Source organism: Devosia sp. A449 (genome assembly GCF_054489375.1).
The window spans coordinates 201,772-220,871 of the sequence record NZ_JBTMWU010000001.1 but is presented as its reverse complement, the minus strand read 5'-3'; the positions used below and the strand labels follow the sequence as shown (position 1 = coordinate 220,871).

Here is a 19,100-nt window from a genome sequence, read left to right as displayed (position 1 = left end):
CGCCCAAAGCGTCAGAGCAGGCCCAGCATGCGGTCCTGCGCCTGACGCAGCGCAAACAGGCGCGTGGTGACATCGGGCTGGCTATTGGCACTGGTCAGCAGCTCGCCCTTTTTCACCGCCGCCGTCACCTTGCCGCCTTCGAGCAGGCCCACCGGCACCGCATGAGCGGCGCGGCTGTCGGCAATGGTCATGGTGAAGCTGCGATAGCAGGTTTCGCCAATCGCATCATAGGTTTCGCCGACTTTCAGATCGCGCTTGGCCACCGCGCAGACCTCGGCCACCGGCCGGGGCAGCGGCACCATGTCGGGCTTGCCATAAAGCATGATGCGGGCGCAGGTCAGCGGCACTTCGAGGCTGGTCAGATGATAGGGCCGGAAGAAACTGTAATAGGGACCGTGGCCGATATGGAGGTCATCCATCCGCTCGATGATGCGGGGATGCTCGGCCTTGACGATGACGAAGACGCCGGGGGCCACGCCCTTGCCGATGGTGAAATCGACTACGCCGCTGCCATTGAGAATGCCGCCATCAGCCTTGGGGATCAGCACCTTGGCCATGTTGTCGCGGTCGACATTGGGGCCATGCATGCCCGGCACGTCGGGCACCAGCCCGGTGGCGTTGGCTATGGCGCACATTTCCACCATGGTCTTGGAGCCGTCGATGAATTCCACCAGCATGCGCGGGTTCATGTTCCGGCGTTCGGCTTCCTCGCGATAATCGTCGGGCACCGCGTCATGCTTGAGCGGGTTGTTCTTGCCCTTGCCGGCGGCGACGATGGGCAGGCCGAGTGCGCTGACAAATTCGATCAGTTCCATGCAGGAGCTGGGCTCGTCGCCGGCGCCGACGGAATAGATCACCCCGAGCCGGTCGGCCTGGGCCTTGAGATAGGGGCCGATGGTGACGTCGGCTTCGACATTCATCATCACCAGATGCTTGCCATGCTCCATGGCCTGCAGCGCATAATCGGCGGCGACGCCCGGCTTGCCGGTGGCGTCGATCACCACGTCGATATTGGGGGTGTTGACCAGAGTGTCGGCACTGGTGATGGCGATCTTGCCGGCTTCGATGGCGGCGGTGGCCTGGGCGGGGCTCTCGGCTTCGCGGCCATGGCTGTCATCGCCATAGGCAATGGTCATGGCGGCCAGCGCGGTGTGGGGCCGGCGGGTGGCGATGGCGACCATTTCGATGCCGGTCATCAGGCTCATCTGGGTCACCAGATCGGTGCCCATCTCGCCTGAGCCAATGACGCCGACGCGGATCGGCTTGCCGGAGTCGGCACGGGTGGCGAGGTCGCGGGCGAGGCCGGTCAGGGCGATATTGGCGGTCATAACAAAGTCCAACGCAAAGAGGCGTCTCTGGGTTACCCCCCTCCCATTGCCGGCGGCAAGGGAAAAGGCGCTGCCGACGCTAAAACGGCCTCGTCGCTCATCTTTGCCGGACTGTAAGCGGATACTGTGGACGGGCGGACGGCAACAGCATCAGGGTTAGCACTTCTTAAACCGTTCCCATGGAAACTGCGCGTTGGAGAACACTCCGGGGGGCGCGCATAAATCATGGTCAGCAAGGCCGCGAAAATCATCGCTTTGCCAGCAGTCATCGATCTGGATGCGCTCGACGGCATCCGCGATGACCTGATCGACGCCATTGAGGAGGGCCCGGTCAGCATTGCCGCCGGTGCAGTTGAGCGGGTTTCGACCAACGCCTTGTTCATGCTCATCAGCGCCGCCGAAGCGGCGCGGCGAAATCAATATAGCTTTGCGATCAAGCAGCCGAGCGCAGCCCTTGTGGGCGCGATCGAGCGTCTGGGCCTGGGCGCCCAGTTTTCAGAGATGATGAGAGGATGACGACTTTGCGGGTTCTGACGGTGGACGATTCGAGGACCATCCTCGCCATGCTGCACCATACCCTGAGCAATGCCGGGTTCGAGGTGCTGCAGGCCGAAGATGGCCAGCAGGGGCTTGACGTTCTCAAGACCGAAACGGTCGATGTGGTGATTACCGACATCAATATGCCGGTGATGGACGGCATCGAATTCATCAAGAATGTGCGGGCCGGGGGCAATCACCAGAGCCTGCCGATCCTGATCCTGACCACCGAAACCAGCCAGGACAAGCGCGATCAGGGCAAGGCCGCAGGCGGCACCGGCTGGATCGTCAAACCGTTCGATCCGGAAAAACTTATTTCGGTCATCCACCGCGTGGTTCACTAAGCAGTAGTAAAAACCCAGAAGGGTTGGGCGTGTCCGGATGAGCGATCTCGACGATTTCAAAGCCACCTATTTCGACGAATGCTCCGAGCTTCTGACCGAGCTTGAAGAGCAGTTCGCCGCAATCGAGGCGGGCGAGCGCGATGCGGATCGGCTCAATGCGGTGTTCCGCGCCATCCATTCGATCAAGGGCGGCGCCGGCGCTTTCGGCTTTTCCGCCCTGGTGGGCTTTGCCCACGCCTATGAGACATTGCTCGACTATGTCCGCGACGGCCGCATCGAGCTGGTCGATGACGTGGTGGTGCTGTGCATCCGCGCCAATGATATCGTCGCCGATCACGTCAAGGCGGCCCAGACCGGCGAGGCCCTGCCGGCCGATTACGGCATGGACGAAAAAGAGCGCTTCGACGCCTTGGCGCGCGGCGAGTCGACTGACGACGATGTCGGCGGCGACCCGCTTGACGAATTCGACATCGAATTCACCCCGGTGATGGTCAATCTTGACGGCGCACCGGCCAGCGGCGAAGCGCCGGTGGACGACGCTTTCGACGCGGTGCCGATGCAGGTCGAGCCCGGCCATTGGGAAATCCGCTTCACCCCGCATCGCGCGCTCTATGCCCGCGCCAATGATCCGCTGTTGCTGTTCCGCGAGCTGGCATCGCTGGGCGACATGCATGTGCATGCCGTGCTGGAAGAAATTCCGCCGCTGGCCGATTTCGAGCCGTTTGCGGTCTATTGCGCGTGGGAGATCACCATCATCTCCCCCACCGTCACCGAAGCACTGATCCGCGAAGTCTTCGAATTCGTCGACGGCGATTGCGACATCGTCATTGCCCAGCTGGGCGCCCCCGCGCCGCTGCCGGAGCTCACCCTGGAGGAGCCCGCGCCGATCGAACCCCCGGCTGTGTCGATGTTCGAATCGGCCCTGTTGTCCGAGCCGCGCCGCGAAGATCTGCTGGCGCTGGCCGATGACGAAGTGGCGAGTCTGCTCGATTTCAGCATCCCCGAAGCCAGCTTCGAGCCCGAACCCGCACCGGCCCCCGTGACCGAGCAGGATAGTTTTGACGAGCCGCCCAGCCTGAGCTTTGCCGAGCTGGCCGCCACCATCGAGCCGAGCAAGATTGCCCGGCCCGCGCCCGTCGCGCCGACACCCTTGCGGGCTGCGCCGCTGGCGGCTCCCGCTGACGGCGAAGAGAACAGTGGCGGCGGCCGCAGTGTCGGCGTGCAGTCGATCCGCGTCGATCTCGATAAGGTCGACCGCGTCGTCAACATGGTGGGCGAGCTGGTGATCACCCAGTCGATGCTCACCCAGCAGATGGATGAGACGCTGCGCGCCCGCTACACCGAATTGGTGCGCGGCCTCGAAGTGCTGGCCCAGACCACGCGCGGGCTGCAGGACTCGGTGATGGCGATCCGCGCACAGCCGGTCAAATCGGTATTTTCGCGCATGCCGCGCCTGGTGCGCGAGCTGTCGACCAAGACCGGCAAGAAGATCAAGCTCGAGACCATTGGTGAGAACACCGAAATCGACAAGACGGTGATCGAGCAGCTCAGCGATCCGCTGACCCATATGATCCGCAATTCCGCCGACCACGGTATCGAGAGCCCGGAATCAAGGCTGTCGCGCGGCAAGCCGGAAACCGGCACCATTCGACTGTCCGCCGAACAGGCCGGCGGCAATATCCTGATCATCGTCGAAGATGACGGGGCCGGCATCAATCGCGAGCGCGTGCTGGGCCTGGCGCGCGACAAGGGCATCATCGCCCCCGATGTGACGCCAACCGACGAGCAGATCGACCAGCTGATTTTCGCCCCGGGCTTCTCGACCGCCGATGCGGTCAGCGATATTTCCGGGCGTGGCGTCGGCATGGATGTGGTGCTCTCCAACATCAAGAAAATCGGCGGCTCGGTGCATGTCCGTTCGTGGACCGGCAAGGGCACGCGGATGACGTTGCGCCTGCCGCTGACCCTGGCGGTGCTCGACGTCATGCTGGTCAAGGTCGGCGTGTCGCCTTACGTGGTGCCGCTCTCCTCGATCGTCGAAACCATCCAGTGCTCGCGCGCCAGCTTCGAGCGGGTGCCGAGCGGCGGCCAGGTGCTGCAGGTGCGCGGCGAATATGTGCAGGTCATCGACCTGGCGCAGCGCTTCGAAATGCAAACCGAGACCGAGCCGGAAAACCGCTTCGTCGTGCTGTGCGAGGCCGAAGGTTCGGCCAAGGTGGCGCTGATCGTCGATGACATCATCGGCCAGCAGCAGGTGGTGATCAAATCACTGGAAGAGAATTTTGAACGCGTCGAAGGCATTGCCGGCGGCACGATCCTGGGCGACGGCAATGTCGCGCTGATCGTCGACGTTCAGGGACTGAAAACCACTATCGTGCATAAGAATGCGGCTTAGGCGCCGCTGCATGCATAATGACATGGCGTAGCCGCCACAGTAATGCGTAGCCGGCCAGAAGGCCGGCAGAAAGGCAAAGAAATGGAAGCGCTCGGTTTGCGTGACGATATGGGCGACAAGTCCGCCATCGCCGCCCAGAATTCCCTGCAGCTGATCGCCTTCTCGATCGGCGAACAGACCTATGGCGTGGAGATCACCACGGTGCGCGAAATCCGCGCCTGGAACGGTGCAACGCCCCTGCCCAATACCCGCGAATTCGTGCGCGGCGTGATCAATCTGCGCGGCACCATCGTGCCGATCTTCGATCTGCGCGCCCGCTTCGGCGACGGCCAGACCTCGCCCACCAAGAACCACGTCGTGGTGGTGATGAGCGTCGGCGACAAATGGGTCGGCATCCTGGTCGATGCGGTGTCGGACATTCTGACCGTGTCGCGCGACGACATCCACAATGTTCCCGAAGGCAATTCAATCGACACCGAACTGCTCAACGGCATCGTCACCCACGACAGCCGCATGGTCGGCCTGATCGACCTGCACGCCGTGGTCAGCGGCGCCAAGATGGACGGCTAGCCGGCTCCGGAATAAAAAAGGGCACCGCAGGGTGCCCTTTTAGATACATCCCAGCTGACTTTATGTCCGTGCTTTCACAGTCCTGATCGTTTCAGCGTCGCGTCGGGATAACGCTCTCCCGCGATCTTGATCTGGGCAGCGGCCTGCTCGATTTCGGTAAGGTCGTCGGCGGTCAGCTTGACCAGTAGCGACCCGACATTCTCGTCGAAACGATCGAGCTTGCGGGTGCCGAACAGAGGCACGATCCAGGGCTTCTGTGCAAGAATCCAGGCCAAGGCCACCTGACCAGGCGTGGCGCCGTGGCGGTCGCCGACGCGGCGAATGAGATCGACCAGGGCCTGGTTATTGGCCATGGCTTCGGGCGCGAAACGGGGGATCTGACCACGGAAATCCCCGCTGACAAAGCTGGCTGCCGGATCGATGGTGCCAGTCAGGAAGCCCTTACCCAGGGGGCTAAATGACACGAAGCCAATGCCCAGTTCTTCGAGCGTGGGCAGGATTTCGGCTTCCGGCTCACGGGTCCATAGAGAATATTCGCTCTGCAGCGCTGTAACGGGTTGCACGGCATGGGCGGCGCGGATGGATCTGGCACCCGCCTCGGACAGGCCAAAATGCAGCACTTTGCCCTCGGCGATCAAGTCCTTGACCACACCGGCGACGTCTTCCATCGGCACATCGGGATCGACGCGGTGCTGGTAGTAGAGATCGATATAATCAGTTCCGAGGCGTTTGAGGCTGCCTTCGACGGCGCGCCTGATCTGGGAGGGCTGGCTGTTGACCCCGCCGCGATGCTCACCGGTGTCCTGATCGATGTCCCAGCCGAATTTGGTCGCGATCTTCACCTGATCGCGGATACCGGCAAACGCCTCACCGACCATTTCCTCGTTGGTCCAAGGGCCATAGGTTTCCGCAGTATCGAAGAAGTCCATGCCACGATCGACAGCGGCACGCAGAAGCGAGATCATTTCTGGTCGGTCAGGGATTTCGCGTGCCTTGCCATATCCCATCGATCCGAGCGACAGCGCCGACACTTCCAGCCCCTGTCCAAGCGTGCGTTTTTGCATTTCGTTCTCCTCGCCGGCGCCGCATCGTTGCATGTGGTCGCCGATCCCTCAACCGTTGCGGCAGGACCGTGCTTTGGAAACTGGGGCCGCCGCTGTAGCCGGTCCGGGGCCCAGCCTATGAATGTCAGCTTTTGGAACACATTCGCGAGGCCTTGGACGGCCGGAGCGGGGTCGAAAGCCGTCCACGTACAAAAAAGGCGCCTTGCGGCACCCTTTACGACAGACCGGAAAATAGACCCGCTAGAACAGTTCGGCGTCGCCGCTGCTCTGGTGGGCGGCGATGCCGCTGAGCGCGGGCACGCGCAATTCGTCCAGCGTCAGGCTGGCCCAGATTTCGTCATAGACACTGTCGGGGGCGGTGGGCGGCAGCAGGGCGAACTGGCGCACGGCCAAAGCCATATTGTGGCAGCGCTGCTCGATGCGATCCTGACCCTGCAGGGCGGTGACGATCATCTGCACGGCATGCCGAACCGTGGCGTCCTGGCTCTTGTCGGCCAGCAGGTCGAGGGCTTCGGTGATGCCTTCTAGCATCGACGCCGTCTGGCGCGCGGTCTCATCGAGTTCTCTCGCGAGTTTCTGCAGTGACATAAAGATTCGATCCTAGCCCCGTTGCGGCACCCTAGCCCAATCTTTCTAAAGCTCTCCTTGCCGTGTTCGGCGGCAGTGGTTTCCTCGGTCTGCATGGTTAGCAATTGGCTAACGAGTTTAACGCTACGATCGGAACATAGGCTTTTGGGGTTGCAGACGATAAATGGCATTGCCGACTTCTCTACCGCCCGAGTTTGATCGCGGGGTGGTGACCACCGTGCACCAGGGCGACTGCCACGTCTCCAATGATGTCGATCTCACCTATTCAACCGTGTTGGGGTCCTGCATCTCGGCCTGTATTCGCGACCGGGTCGCCAATGTCGGCGGGATGAATCACTTCCTGCTGGCCGAACAATCGGGCTCCGCCAAGGATCGCTACGGCGCCTCGGCGCGCTATGGCGCCTTTGCCATGGAACAATTGATCAACCAGGTGATGACGCGGGGCACCGGTAAGAAGGTCAATCTCGAGATCAAGGTGTTTGGCGGCGGCAAGATCAATTCGGTGCTCGACGATGTCGGCCTGAAGAATATCGAATTCGTGCGCCAGTTCCTCGCCGACGAAGGCTATTTCGCCAATAGCGAGGATCTGGGCGGCTCTTTTGCCCGTCGCGTGCTGTTCAAACCCCATTCCGGCCGCGCCTTCGTGCGACGGCTCGATAGCGAGCTGGGGGCCAATGTGGCGCGCGAGGAAGCAGCGCTGGCGCGTCGTCGCACCGTGATCCGGCCGCCCCGCGACGATATCGAACTGTTTTAGTTTTTTGGCCTCCGGAGGGGGCCGGGGCGGCACAGGTGGAGGCCGAGTGTCATCATCTCAGTGTAGGGTCAGTCTTCGTCACGCCATTCCGAGTAAGCCGCCGTCTCAAAACGGTCCAGTTCTTCACCTTTCAACAATCAGGCTTAGCAAAGTCTTGCACCGGAGCGGCGCTTTATAGACTTGGTTAACCATTCCTCCGTAGGGTTCGATCATGTTGGACCCACGCCCTGATGATTTGCGGATCATGCCCGCCACGCCGCAGCGGCGGCTGGCGTTGATCGCCAGCTTGTTGTGGCTGGGCGCGGTGGCACTGGGGGGCACTTGGCTGGCTGTGTTCGGCCAGGGATGGCTCGGATTTTCCGGTGCCATCGGCCTGCTGCTGGTGGCGCTGATCGGCACATTTGCCCTCGCCGCCCGGTTTGACCGGCAGCATGACATCACGCTGGCCTCGGTGGCCCTGGCCGCCGGCTTGAGCGAGCAACCCGACGAGCCACTCAGCATGGCCGCTATCGTGGCGCGGCTCGGCAAGCGCCTGGAAAAGGCGCATCATTTCAAAAGTGCCATCGCCGCGATGCGGCAGCCCGCCGTGGTGGTGGACGACAAGGGCGTCATTCATGCCGCCAGTGCCGGCGCGACGCGGCTGATGGCCGGGGTCAGCGAGGGCGCGACGCTCGATATGCTGTTCGGCACCGGCTATCTGCAATCGGGCGGCGGGGCCCCGGAAGAGACCATGGTGATGCTGGGCAGCGGGCGGTTTACCGTGCTGCGCCGGCCGCTGGCCAAGGGCCGCTACCTGCTCGAAATGCTGCCGGCCGGCAGCTATATCGAAGATGATGATCTGGACGCCTTTGCCGGTGCGCTGGCCAGCGGCCAGACCGGGTTCCGCTTCGAGGCCGATGTGGCCGCGACCCAGCCGGTGCTGGCGGCGCTCAATCGCGGCCTCGGTGCCCTTGATGGCGGGCTGCTCCAGCTGGAGGCCGTGGTGTCGGGCGCCGACGAGCTGCCGGACGCGCTGGATGGCCCCTTGGGGAGCATGGCGCGACGACTGCATGAGTTCATCGAAACCATCAGCGAACAATTCGACACCGAACGGGCCCAGCGGCTGGCGCTGGAGGCGCGGCTGGGCAAGGTCGGGCATCTGCTGGACGGCTTCGAACGCCGCGCGGCGCAATATGGTGCTCTGGCCGCCGATAGTCGCGAGGATGCCTTGGTGACCGGCCGGGCGCTGGCGACAGGCAGCGGGCGCTTGCGCCAGGCTCAACTGCTCGGTCGCGAGGCGCAAAATCTGGCGGGCGAAGCCGATCTGGGCGTGCGGCGCACCGAGGCACTGGTCGGCGAGATCGACCACATGACCCACGATATCGACCAGATGGTGCAGGCCATCGAGGATGTGTCGTTCCGCACCAACCTGCTGGCGCTCAATGCCGCCGTCGAAGCGGCCCGAGCCGGCGAAGCCGGCGCCGGCTTTGCCGTGGTGGCCGATGAGGTGCGCCAGCTGGCGCAACTGACCAGCCGTTCGGCGCGCGAGATCAGGGCGGCGGTCAAGCGCGGCCGGGCCCAGTCCGAGACCGGGGTGGGCGAAACCAAGGCGCTGCAGGCGGTGATTGCCGGGCTGGAGCTGCATTTACGCAATCTAAGCAATGAGACCGATACGATCGCCACGACACTGGGCGAAGGTGATTTGGCGCTGAAGCGCCTTGTCGGGCGGATGGCGTCGTTCAGTGCGGCCGAGGAAACCAGTTCGGTTCCCCTGGCGCGACGGGCACGCGGCTGACCCGAACGAATGGGAATTGGGGTAGGCCACATGGAACCGGGAGAAATCTCCCTTAGCGACCGCGAGTTCACTCGCATCAAGAACCGGGTCTATCAGGTTGCCGGTATCTCGCTGAGCGATGCGAAACGAACGCTGGTGATCTCGCGCCTGAGCAAGATCGTGCGCGCTCTCGGCCTGCCGGGTTTCGACGCCTATGTCGACTATCTCGAGCATGGCGGCAGCGCCGGCGATGGCCAGGATTTCATCAACGCCCTCACCACCAATCTCACCCGCTTCTATCGCGAAGACCATCATTTCGAGCATCTGCGCAGCCATGTCGCGGCGCTGATCGCGGAAAAGCCGCGCGGCAACCGCTTGCGCATCTGGTCGGCCGGCTGCTCGACCGGGCAGGAGCCCTATACGATCGGCCTGGATCTGCTGACGGCGTTTCCCGAGCTGAAACGCTGGGATTTCAAGATTCTGGGCACCGATATCGATACGAATGTGCTCACCAAGGCGGCGCGCGGCTTCTACCCCGCCAGCGAGATCGCCGAACTCAGCCCTGAGCGCGCCCGCCCGTTCGAGCGTGGCGACGATGGCATGATCTATATTCCGGCGGTGGCGCGCGAGCTGGTGTCGTTCAAGCCGCTCAATCTGATTGGCGCCTGGCCGATGAAGGGGCCATTCGACGCGATTTTCTGCCGCAATGTGGCGATCTATTTCGACAAGCCCACCCAGGGCGAGCTGTTCGGCCGCTTCAGCGCGCTGCTGGCGCCCAAGGCCTTCCTCTATATCGGGCATTCCGAAAATCTGGGTTCGGGCGGCGAGGGTTTCCGCCTTGTCGGCAAGACCATCTATCAATCCAAGCGTACCTCCAGCAGACGAGAAGCGGCATGAGCATCAAGGTCCTGGTCGTCGACGATTCGGCGCTGATCCGCGAAGTGCTGACGCGCATGCTGATGCGTGATGGCGATATCAAGGTGGTGGGCACGGCCACCGATCCGATCGATGCGCGCGAAAAGATCAAGACGCTGAACCCCGATGTGGTGACGCTCGATATCGAAATGCCCAATATGAACGGGCTGCAATTCCTCGAAAAGCTGATGCGCTTGCGCCCCACCCCGGTGGTGATGGTGTCGACGCTGACCAAGAAGGGGGCCAGCGAAACCCTGCTGGCGCTCGAACTCGGCGCGGTGGATTTCGTCGCCAAGCCCAGTGCCGAATTTGCCGGCGGCATCGAAGCCTTCGGCGCCAATCTGCGCGACAAGATCCGCGCTGCCGCCAAATCCGATGTGCATGGCGCCTCGGCCAATCGGGCCGAAGCCCCCAAGGTTACGGTCAAGACCGCCGCCGCCCCGCCCGGAGCGCTGATTGCCATCGGCGCCTCGACGGGTGGGGTGGAAGCCATCCGCACCGTGCTGGCTGCCATGCCGGTCGATTGCCCGCCCATCCTGATTGCCCAGCACATGCCGGCCGGTTTCACCGGCCGTTTTGCTGCCCGGCTCGACGAGGTCTGCGCGCTGACGGTGCTGGAGGCGGAAGACCGCATGCCGTTGCAGATCGGCCATGCCTATGTGGCGCGCGGCGACTATCATTTGCGCGTCGAGCGGGTCTCGGGGCAACTCAAGGCCCGGCTGAGCCAGGATGAGCTGGAAAGCGGCCATCGCCCGAGTGTCGACGTGCTGTTTGAATCGGTGGCCAAGACCGCCGGTGCCCTGGGGGTCGGCGCGATCCTGACCGGCATGGGGCGCGATGGCGCCCGCGGGCTCAAGCTGATGCGCGACGCCGGTGCCTATACGGTAGGCCAGAGCCAGGCCTCGGCGCTGGTCTATGGCATGCCGCGCGTGGCCTTCGAAGAGGGCGCCGTGATGGAACAGGCGCCGGTGGAAGCCATCGCGGCGCGGCTGGCCCAGGCGCTGACGCGGCTTAAATCGGCCGCCTAAAGCGCCACAACGCCCGCATCAGGCCGTTCCGTGTCAATTCCAACCTCCCGGTTGAGAGATTTGTAACGCTTGTTGCCTAGTGTTTTGGCAGAAAATACGGGGTCTCAAGGCCCCACTCGCCAGGAAGGTGAAATACGACCATGCCTAAAGCCAGCGCAGTCAGCGTCCTGATCGTCGACGACCAGCAGTCCATGCGCGGTATCTGCAAATACATTCTCACCCAGCTCGGTTTCAAGGACATCATCGAGGCCAAGAGTGGCCGCGACGCCTTGGGCAAGCTGGAAAAATCCAATGTCGACCTGGTCATCTCCGACTGGAACATGGAAGATATTGACGGGCTGACCTTGCTCAAGGTCATCCGCAAGCACCCGCGCACCCAGTCCATGCCGTTCATCATGGCCACGGGACGCTCCGACAAGGAGCAGGTCAAGGAAGCCATTTCCTTCGGCGTCAACAATTACATCATCAAGCCATTCGACGCGTCGACCATGAAAAAGCGCATCGAGGCGGTGATCGGCGCGCTGACCTAAACCGCGCTGCCAGCACAAAAATCGGGCCACCCTTCGGGGTGGCCTTTTCGTTTCCGGCTGCCCTTTCGGCATCGAGATTTGTGCGTAAGGAGTGGTTAATCGCCCAAGTGTATCGTTTCCATTGATCGGCAAAGCCGACATGAGGGGGACGACCGCAGCAATCCGCGCCGTGCAAGGGCGCGGTATTTTCGTGTCACCGGCAGCGCCGGGGCATGCGGCTGGCGGTCAGCGAACAGCTGGAGCGTTCGATGGGACTGTTGCCGCAACTGAAGATTGCCCAGAAACTGCCATTGGCACTGGTCGGGTCGGCGCTGCTGGTGAGTGCCGGGGTGGGGCTGGCGAGTTACCTGATCGGTTCGGCCACGGTCGAGCAATTGTCGCGGCGGCAGATCGAGACCGTCGCCACCCAGACGTCGAACGAGCTGGGCTCCTATCTCGAGGGCATCGCCAAGGATCTGAGCATTACCGCGGCGACGGAATCGACCCAGACCATCCTGCGCGATCTCAACATTACCTGGGGCCAGTTTTCTACCGGCTCGCTGGCGAGCGACCCGGTAGCGGCGCTGCAAACAGCCTATATTGCCAACAATCCCGACCAGGCGCAGCGCGACCTGCTCGACGTGTCGACTGCCGACAAGCGCACCAATTACGACTTCACCCATTCCAAGATTCATCCGGCCTTCCGCCGGCAATTGCAGGCGCGCGGCTATGCCGATCTGATGCTGCTCGATCCGAACGGCAATCTGATTTATTCGGTGATGAAGCGCGACGATTTTGCCACCAGTTTTGCCAGCGGCCCCGGTGCCGCAACCGGGCTCGGCCAGGCGTTTCAGGCGGCCGCGAAAATGGCCGAGGGCGGCCAGGTGTCGTTCGAGGATTTCTCCGCCTATGGCGCCGCCGCCGGCGCGCCGCAAAGCTTCATGGCGACCCCGGTTTTCGACAACCGGCAGAAACTGGTCGGCGTGCTCGCCGTCGCCATTTCGACCGCCTCGGTCAATGCCATCATGAACAAGTCCGATGGGCTGGGCGAAACCGGCGAGAGCTTCTTTGTCGGCGCTGATTTCCTGATGCGCTCGGATTCCCGCTTCTCGGAGGCCGATGATTCACTGGCCACCAGTTTCCAGAACCCCATCGTCGCAGCCGCGCTTGCCGGCACCGAGGCCATCGGCATTGCGTCGGATTATCGCGGCATGGCCATGATGCTGACCGCCCAGCCGCTGGCTTTCGGCGGTGCCAATTGGGCGGTGGTCACGGCGGTCGGCGAGGACGAGGCCTATGCGCCGATCACCGACATGCGCAATATGATGCTGGCCATTGGCGGGGCGTTGCTCGCCATCGCCGCGATTGCCGGCTATTTCTTCGCCCGGTCGGTCAGCCGGCCGATCGGCCGCCTCACCACCACGATGGAAGCGCTCGCCGATGGTGATCTCGATGTCGCGGTGCGCGGCGCCGATGGCAAGGACGAACTGGGCGCCATGGCCCGCGCTGTGGAAGTGTTCCGCGAAAATGGCCTGCGCATCGCGCAATTGACCGAGGCGGAAGCCGACCAGATCATCCGCAGCCAGGCCGAACGCGCCATCATGATGCAGAATCTGCAACGAGCCTTCGGCGCGGTGGTGGATGCGGCGATTGCCGGCGATTTCACCCGCCGGGTCGATGCCGAATTCCCCGATGATGAACTCAACAGGCTGGCCCGCTCGGTCAATCATCTGGTCGCCACCGTCGATCGCGGCGTCAGCGAAACCGGCTCGGTGCTGGCGGCGCTGGCCGAGACCGACCTGACCAAGCGCATGGAGGGCGACTATGAAGGCGCCTTCGCCCAGCTGAAGGCCGATACCAATGCGGTGGCCGACAAGCTGACCGATATTGTCGGCCAGCTCAAGGATACCTCCCGCACGCTGAAAGCGGCGACCGGGGAAATCCTTTCCGGCGCCAATGACCTGTCCGAGCGCACCACCAAACAGGCCGCCACCATCGAGGAAACCTCGGCGGCGATGGAGCAATTGGCCTCCACCGTGCTGCAGAATGCCGAGCGCGCCAAGCAGGCCAGCGGCGTCGCCGCCACCGTGACCCACACCGCCGAAGAGGGTGGGCAGGTGATGGCGCAGGCCACCGAAGCGATGCAGCGCATCACCCAAAGCTCGGGCAAGATTTCCAACATCATCGGCCTGATCGACGATATCGCCTTCCAGACCAATTTGTTGGCCTTGAACGCGTCGGTGGAAGCCGCCCGCGCCGGCGATGCCGGCAAGGGTTTTGCCGTGGTCGCCGTCGAGGTCCGTCGCTTGGCGCAATCGGCGGCCAATGCCTCCTCGGAAGTCAAAGTGCTGATCGAGCAGTCGGCCGGCGAGGTCAAGGGCGGCTCCCGGCTGGTGCTCGATGCCGCCGCCAAGCTCGAAGCCATGGTCAGCGCGGCGCGCTCGTCCAATGCGCTGATGAGCGGCATCGCCAAGGACAGCCACGAACAGGCCGGGGCCATCGAAGAGGTCAATCTGGCGGTTCGCACCATGGATGAGATGACCCAGCACAATGCGGCGCTGGTCGAGGAGATCAACGCTGCCATCGAGCAGACCGAGGCCCAGGCGACCGAGCTCGACCGCATCGTCGATATCTTCGCCATCGATGCGGTAGCCCCGGCGCCGCAGCGCCGCCCCGCGCCGATCCAGGCGGTGGCCGACGGCGCGCGTGGCCTGCAGGACAAGCTGCGCAGCGTCGCCAAATCCTATCTCAGCCACGGCAATGCCGCCGTCGAGAAGGACTGGAGCGAGTTCTAGCGCAGGCTCGCCCGCCAGTCTTCCATACAAGAGCAACGCGCCGTTAAGTTCCGCCCCGCTATAAGCCTTCCATACAAGCAGATGCCAGCGGGGGAGCAGGCGGACGATGCGGTCGATTTCGGATTTCTGGGGCAATATCAAACTGACGACAGCCATTGCCGGGCTGGTGCTGATGAGCATTCTCGTCACCATCGTGGCCTATTCGGTCAATGGCTATATCGACCTGCGGCGGCAGTCGATCAATCAGAGCGTGGCGCAGCAGGCGGCCAATCTGCAACTGGCCGGCACCATTCTGGAAAAGCGCCTGTCCGGCTCGGTGCTGACCTGGGCGGAGGACGGCCAGATGGCCGCGTTCCAGGCATTTTCGCTGCCGTTTTTCCACGATAGCGCCGCCATCGACTCGGTCACCCGCATCACCCAGGGTTCCGCCGCGATCTTCGGCCTCGATACGGCCACCGGCGAGTTCCTCGCCAAATCCACCAGCTTCGAGCTGCCCGACGGCAAGCGCGCCCTTGGCTTTGCCATTGATAAGACGTCGCCCGAGCATGCGGCGCTGGCGGCAGGATTGCCGTTTTACGGCGAGGTGATGATGCAGGGCACCCGCTTCCACGGCGCCTTCCAACCCTTCACCGATCTCAAGAATGTGCCGCTCGGCGCCTTCTTTGTCGGTGGCGATGCGCAGCAGGCCGAATCCGCCGCCGATGGGTCGCTGCCGGGCATGGCGATTATGGGGCTGCTGCTTCTGGTGGTGATGGGCGGCATCTGCCTGCTGCTGTCGCGCCGGCTGACCGGCCCGATCCCGTGTATCGCCGGGGCGATGCAGGCGATTGCCGACGGCAATTACACCACCGAAGTGCCCTATGTGGCGCGCGGCAATGAGCTGGGCGCCATGGCGCGCGCGGTGGAAGTGTTCCGCGCTAATGGCCTGCGCGTCAGCGAAATGACCGAGGCCGAAGCGGCCCGCATCATCGCCGACCGCGACAACCGCCAGCTGATGATGAGCGAATTGCAGCACGCCTTCGGCCAGGTGGTCGATGCCGCCGTGGCCGGCGATTTCAGCGGTCGGGTGACCAGCGAATTCCCCGATCCCGAACTCAACAACCTGGCCAGCAGCGTCAACACGCTGGTGTCTAATTTTAACCATGGCGTCACCGAGATCGGCTCGGTGCTGGGCGCGCTGGCCAATACCGACCTGACGCGGCGCATGGGCGGCGATTATGACGGCGCCTTTGCCACGCTCAAATCCGACGTCAATGCGGTGGCCGACAAGCTGACCGATGTGGTCGGGCAATTGCGCGAAACCTCGGGCACGCTGAAGACCGCCACTGGCGAAATCCTCTCCGGCGCCAATGACCTTTCCGAACGCACCACACGCCAGGCCGCCACCATCGAGGAAACCTCGGCGGCGATGGAGCAATTGGCCTCCACCGTGATGCAGAATGCCGAACGGGCGCGGCAGGCCAGCACGGTTGCCGCCACCGTCAGCACCGCCGCCGAAGATGGCGGGGCGGTGATGCAGCGCGCCACCGAGGCGATGGAACGCATTACCCAAAGCTCGGGCAAGATCTCCAACATCATCGGGCTGATCGACGACATCGCCTTCCAGACCAACCTGCTCGCGCTCAACGCCTCGGTGGAAGCAGCCCGCGCCGGCGACGCCGGCAAGGGTTTTGCCGTGGTCGCCGTCGAAGTGCGGCGGCTGGCCCAGTCCGCTGCCAATGCCTCGGCTGACGTCAAGGTGCTGATCGAGCAGAGCGCCAGCGAAGTGCGGCAGGGCTCGGGGCTGGTGCATGATGCGGCGGGCAAGCTCGAAGTGATGCTGACCGCCGCCCGTTCCTCCGACGAGTTGATGACCGGCATTGCCCGCGACAGCCGCGAGCAGGCCTCGGCCATCGAAGAGGTCGGCACGGCGGTGCGGCAGATGGATGAGATGACCCAGCATAATGCGGCGCTGGTCGAGGAGATCAACGCCGCCATCGAGCAGACCGAGGCGCAGGCCAGCGAGCTGGACCGGATCGTCGAGGTGTTCACGCTCGATCAGATGCCGACCAGCCCGGCGCGCGCCATGCCGCCGACCCGGGCGCGGGCGCCGCAGCAACAGGCGCTCAAGTCGGCGGCCCGCAGCTATCTGAGCCGGGGCAACGCCGCGGTCGACGTCGACTGGACCGAGTTCTAAAAACCAGCTCACCGGGGCGCCATCGCGTCCCGGTGAGCGGTTTTTCCGGCGCTAAGCCGGGATTTGGCGAAATTATTCGTGTTCTGCGCCGATACGGGGCCGCTCGGACAACTTTAGCTTAACGGCTGTCCCGTAACTTTCCCCATCAGTTTGGGTCCGCATGGCGCGCGATGCTTCGCCTGCCCGGATGCTTGGGGAATTCGCTTATGCGCAAGCTCTTTGCCATGTTTGGCAATATCAAGATGACCACGGCCATCGCGGCGCTGGTCCTGGTTGCCATTATCGGCTCGATCGCTGCCGTGTCCGGCGCGATTTATTTGAACCTGCATGATCGCTCTATTGCCGACAGCCAGATGCAGCAGGAAACCAATCTGGCGGTGGCGGCGACCATTCTCGAGCGGCGCATTTCCGGCTCGGTGCTGAACTGGACCGATGAGGGCACCATGGCGGCCTTCCAGAGCTGGGCCATTCCACCGTTCTACGATACCGAAATCATCGATTCAGTGACCCGCGTCACCAAGCAGGATGCCTCGATCTATGTGATGGATACGGCCACCCAGGCACTGATGGCCAAAACCACCAGCGTTGCCGCCGAGGATGGCAGCCGCGTTGCCGATCTGGTGCTCGACGCCTCCAGCCCGGCCTATGCCGCCATTCTGGCCGGTGAAAGCTATATCGGTCAGTTGCCGATCAACGGCGCCAGCTATTTCGCCGCCCTGCAGCCGATCGAAAAGATGAGCGGCGAAGTCATGGGCGCGATCTTTGTCGGCACGCCGATGGCCAAGGTCGAGGAAGCTGCCAATGCCGTGCTCGGGCTGATCCTGATGGTCGGCGGGCTGGTCACCGTGGCGCTGGGCCTGGTCGGCCTCGTGCTGTCGCGGGTGATCACCAAGCCGATCCCCAAGCTGGCCGGCTCGATGGAAGCCATCGCCGAAGGCAATTATGAGACCGAGGTTCCCTTTATCGAGCGCGGCAATGAAGTGGGCGCCATGGCCCGCGCCGTTGAAGTGTTCCGCCAGAACGGGCTGCGCGTCAGCCAGATGACCGAGGCCGAGGCGGCGCGGATCATTGCCGATCAGGAAAACCGGCAGAAGATGATGAGCGAGCTGCAATCGGCCTTTGGCGAAGTGGTCGATGCCGCGGTCGCCGGTGACTTCACCCGCCAGGTGCAGGTCGAATTCCCCGATCCTGAACTGAACGGGCTGGCCAGCAGCGTCAACAATCTGGTCTCGACCTTCAATCGCGGCGTCACCGAAATTGGTCAGGTGCTCGGCGCACTGGCCGATACCGACCTGACCGAGCGCATGGAGGGCGATTATGAAGGCGCCTTCGCCACGCTCAAAACCGACATCAATGCGGTAGCCGACAAGCTGACCGAAGTGGTCGGCCAGCTGCGCCACACGTCGGGCGCGCTCAAGACCGCGACCGGGGAAATCCTCTCCGGCGCCAATGATTTGTCCGAACGCACCACCAAGCAGGCGGCGACCATCGAGGAAACCTCGGCGGCGATGGAGCAGCTGGCGTCTACCGTGCAGCAGAATGCGCAGCGCGCCAGGGAAGCCAGCGTCAACGCGGCCCAGGTCACCCGCACCGCCGAAGAAGGCGGCCAGGTGATGGATGCGGCGACCTCGGCGATGGAGCGCATCACCCAGTCCTCGGCCAAGATTTCCAACATCATCGGCATGATTGACGACATCGCCTTCCAGACCAATCTGCTTGCCTTGAATGCTTCAGTGGAAGCCGCCCGCGCGGGTGACGCGGGCAAGGGCTTTGCTGTCGTTGCCGTGGAAGTGCGCCGGCTGGCCCAGTCGGCGGCGCAGGCCTCCAGCGAGGTCAAGGTATTGATCGAGCAGTCGGCTGGCGAAGTCAGCTCCGGCTCCAAGCTGGTGGGCGATGCGGCCGGCAAGCTCAAGGCGATGCTGGAAGCGGCGCGCGGCAATAATGGCCTGCTCGAATCCATCGCCAATGACAGCCGCGAACAGGCGTCGGCCATCGAGGAAGTGTCCACCGCCGTCCGCACCATGGATGAAATGACCCAGCACAATGCGGCGCTGGTTGAAGAAACCAATGCCGCCATCGAGCAGACCGAGGCGCAGGCCAGCGAACTCGACCGCATCGTCGACGTGTTCCGCCTCGACCAGCAGCCTGTCCCCGCCGGGCGCGACCAGCGTCCTGCCGGCGGCACTGGCGCCGCGCGCAGCCTGCAGCAGCGTCTGGCCGCCGCCTCATCCAATCTGCGCAGCCACGGCAATACCGCGCTGGCGACGGACTGGAGCGAGTTCTAACGCTGGCGACAACCCAACGGCGCCATATCTGAAATCGGACCAAACCGACCCTCGCAATG

At 63.5% G+C, this 19,100-nt stretch carries 15 protein-coding genes; 12 read left to right on the top strand and 3 right to left on the bottom strand.

The features are described 5' to 3' along the window. Positions 1-11: 11 nt before the first annotated feature. Positions 12-1,328, bottom strand: a complete 1,317-nt coding sequence (locus ACX3OW_RS01075) for an NAD(P)H-dependent oxidoreductase (RefSeq protein ID WP_459093886.1) — start codon at positions 1,326-1,328, stop codon at positions 12-14. Between the two features lie 225 nt (positions 1,329-1,553). On the opposite strand from ACX3OW_RS01075, the gene ACX3OW_RS01070 reads away from it, so the two are divergent. From ACX3OW_RS01070 to ACX3OW_RS01055, 4 genes are all read left to right on the top strand, one after another. Beyond that, entirely contained in the window at positions 1,554-1,844 is a 291-nt protein-coding gene (locus tag ACX3OW_RS01070; RefSeq protein WP_459093885.1) for an STAS domain-containing protein, read from the top strand. Beyond that, the gene (locus ACX3OW_RS01065; RefSeq protein ID WP_459093884.1) at positions 1,841-2,209 is read left to right on the top strand and encodes a response regulator; all 369 of its coding nucleotides are present in this window, start codon (positions 1,841-1,843) and stop codon (positions 2,207-2,209) included. Before ACX3OW_RS01070 ends, ACX3OW_RS01065 begins: the two co-directional genes overlap by 4 nt. A gap of 37 nt (positions 2,210-2,246) precedes the next feature. Next, a complete protein-coding gene (locus ACX3OW_RS01060; protein WP_459093883.1) occupies positions 2,247-4,604 on the top strand; it encodes a chemotaxis protein CheA in 2,358 nt (785 codons plus the stop codon). Positions 4,605-4,685: 81 nt separating this feature from the next. Continuing rightward, positions 4,686-5,174, top strand: a complete 489-nt coding sequence (locus ACX3OW_RS01055) for a chemotaxis protein CheW (protein ID WP_291363876.1) — start codon at positions 4,686-4,688, stop codon at positions 5,172-5,174. Between the two features lie 74 nt (positions 5,175-5,248). Here the strand turns inward: ACX3OW_RS01055 and ACX3OW_RS01050 are convergent, their stop codons facing one another. Together ACX3OW_RS01050 and ACX3OW_RS01045 are read right to left on the bottom strand one after the other, a co-directional pair. Further along, positions 5,249-6,238 (bottom strand): aldo/keto reductase, encoded by a 990-nt coding sequence (locus ACX3OW_RS01050; RefSeq protein WP_459093882.1) that lies wholly within the window; start codon positions 6,236-6,238, stop codon positions 5,249-5,251. A gap of 240 nt (positions 6,239-6,478) precedes the next feature. Further along, entirely contained in the window at positions 6,479-6,826 is a 348-nt protein-coding gene (locus ACX3OW_RS01045) for a hypothetical protein (RefSeq protein WP_459093881.1), read from the bottom strand. Positions 6,827-6,989: 163 nt separating this feature from the next. Between ACX3OW_RS01045 and ACX3OW_RS01040 the strand changes: the two genes are divergently transcribed. The 8 genes from ACX3OW_RS01040 (at position 6,990) to ACX3OW_RS01005 (ending at position 19,041) form a co-directional block, all read left to right on the top strand. Further along, positions 6,990-7,580: a chemotaxis protein CheD gene (locus tag ACX3OW_RS01040; protein ID WP_459093880.1), complete on the top strand. Its 591-nt coding sequence runs from the start codon at positions 6,990-6,992 to the stop codon at positions 7,578-7,580. A 211-nt stretch (positions 7,581-7,791) separates the two neighbouring features. Beyond that, entirely contained in the window at positions 7,792-9,354 is a 1,563-nt protein-coding gene (locus ACX3OW_RS01035; protein WP_459093879.1) for a methyl-accepting chemotaxis protein, read from the top strand. 30 nt (positions 9,355-9,384) lie between these two features. After that, a complete protein-coding gene (locus ACX3OW_RS01030; RefSeq protein WP_459093878.1) occupies positions 9,385-10,230 on the top strand; it encodes a CheR family methyltransferase in 846 nt (281 codons plus the stop codon). Then, positions 10,227-11,276 carry a protein-glutamate methylesterase/protein-glutamine glutaminase gene (locus ACX3OW_RS01025; RefSeq protein WP_459093877.1) on the top strand — a complete coding sequence of 350 codons (1,050 nt, stop codon included), beginning with the start codon at positions 10,227-10,229 and terminating at the stop codon, positions 11,274-11,276. Before ACX3OW_RS01030 ends, ACX3OW_RS01025 begins: the two co-directional genes overlap by 4 nt. Positions 11,277-11,416: 140 nt before the next feature. Further along, positions 11,417-11,806 (top strand): response regulator, encoded by a 390-nt coding sequence (locus tag ACX3OW_RS01020; RefSeq protein WP_459093876.1) that lies wholly within the window; start codon positions 11,417-11,419, stop codon positions 11,804-11,806. 212 nt (positions 11,807-12,018) lie between these two features. Beyond that, positions 12,019-14,580: a methyl-accepting chemotaxis protein gene (locus ACX3OW_RS01015; RefSeq protein WP_459093875.1), complete on the top strand. Its 2,562-nt coding sequence runs from the start codon at positions 12,019-12,021 to the stop codon at positions 14,578-14,580. 106 nt (positions 14,581-14,686) lie between these two features. After that, positions 14,687-16,756: a methyl-accepting chemotaxis protein gene (locus ACX3OW_RS01010; RefSeq protein ID WP_459093874.1), complete on the top strand. Its 2,070-nt coding sequence runs from the start codon at positions 14,687-14,689 to the stop codon at positions 16,754-16,756. A 206-nt stretch (positions 16,757-16,962) separates the two neighbouring features. Further along, complete coding sequence (locus tag ACX3OW_RS01005) at positions 16,963-19,041, top strand: methyl-accepting chemotaxis protein (protein ID WP_459093873.1); 2,079 nt, start codon at positions 16,963-16,965, stop codon at positions 19,039-19,041. The last annotated feature ends 59 nt before the right edge of the window (positions 19,042-19,100 follow it).

Bases quoted from the DNA above. Each gene is read 5' to 3' on its own strand.
- ACX3OW_RS01075 (WP_459093886.1), bottom strand. From the start codon at position 1,328: ATGACCGCCAATATCGCCCTGACCGGCCTCGCCCGCGACCTCGCCACC.
- ACX3OW_RS01040 (WP_459093880.1), top strand. From the start codon at position 6,990: ATGGCATTGCCGACTTCTCTACCGCCCGAGTTTGATCGCGGGGTGGTG.
- ACX3OW_RS01030 (WP_459093878.1), top strand. From the start codon at position 9,385: ATGGAACCGGGAGAAATCTCCCTTAGCGACCGCGAGTTCACTCGCATC.
- ACX3OW_RS01020 (WP_459093876.1), top strand. From the start codon at position 11,417: ATGCCTAAAGCCAGCGCAGTCAGCGTCCTGATCGTCGACGACCAGCAG.
- ACX3OW_RS01015 (WP_459093875.1), top strand. From the start codon at position 12,019: ATGCGGCTGGCGGTCAGCGAACAGCTGGAGCGTTCGATGGGACTGTTG.
- ACX3OW_RS01025 (WP_459093877.1), top strand. From the start codon at position 10,227: ATGAGCATCAAGGTCCTGGTCGTCGACGATTCGGCGCTGATCCGCGAA.
- ACX3OW_RS01070 (WP_459093885.1), top strand. From the start codon at position 1,554: ATGGTCAGCAAGGCCGCGAAAATCATCGCTTTGCCAGCAGTCATCGAT.
- ACX3OW_RS01035 (WP_459093879.1), top strand. From the start codon at position 7,792: ATGTTGGACCCACGCCCTGATGATTTGCGGATCATGCCCGCCACGCCG.
- ACX3OW_RS01060 (WP_459093883.1), top strand. From the start codon at position 2,247: ATGAGCGATCTCGACGATTTCAAAGCCACCTATTTCGACGAATGCTCC.
- ACX3OW_RS01005 (WP_459093873.1), top strand. From the start codon at position 16,963: ATGCGCAAGCTCTTTGCCATGTTTGGCAATATCAAGATGACCACGGCC.
- ACX3OW_RS01055 (WP_291363876.1), top strand. From the start codon at position 4,686: ATGGAAGCGCTCGGTTTGCGTGACGATATGGGCGACAAGTCCGCCATC.
- ACX3OW_RS01045 (WP_459093881.1), bottom strand. From the start codon at position 6,826: ATGTCACTGCAGAAACTCGCGAGAGAACTCGATGAGACCGCGCGCCAG.
- ACX3OW_RS01010 (WP_459093874.1), top strand. From the start codon at position 14,687: ATGCGGTCGATTTCGGATTTCTGGGGCAATATCAAACTGACGACAGCC.
- ACX3OW_RS01065 (WP_459093884.1), top strand. From the start codon at position 1,841: ATGACGACTTTGCGGGTTCTGACGGTGGACGATTCGAGGACCATCCTC.
- ACX3OW_RS01050 (WP_459093882.1), bottom strand. From the start codon at position 6,238: ATGCAAAAACGCACGCTTGGACAGGGGCTGGAAGTGTCGGCGCTGTCG.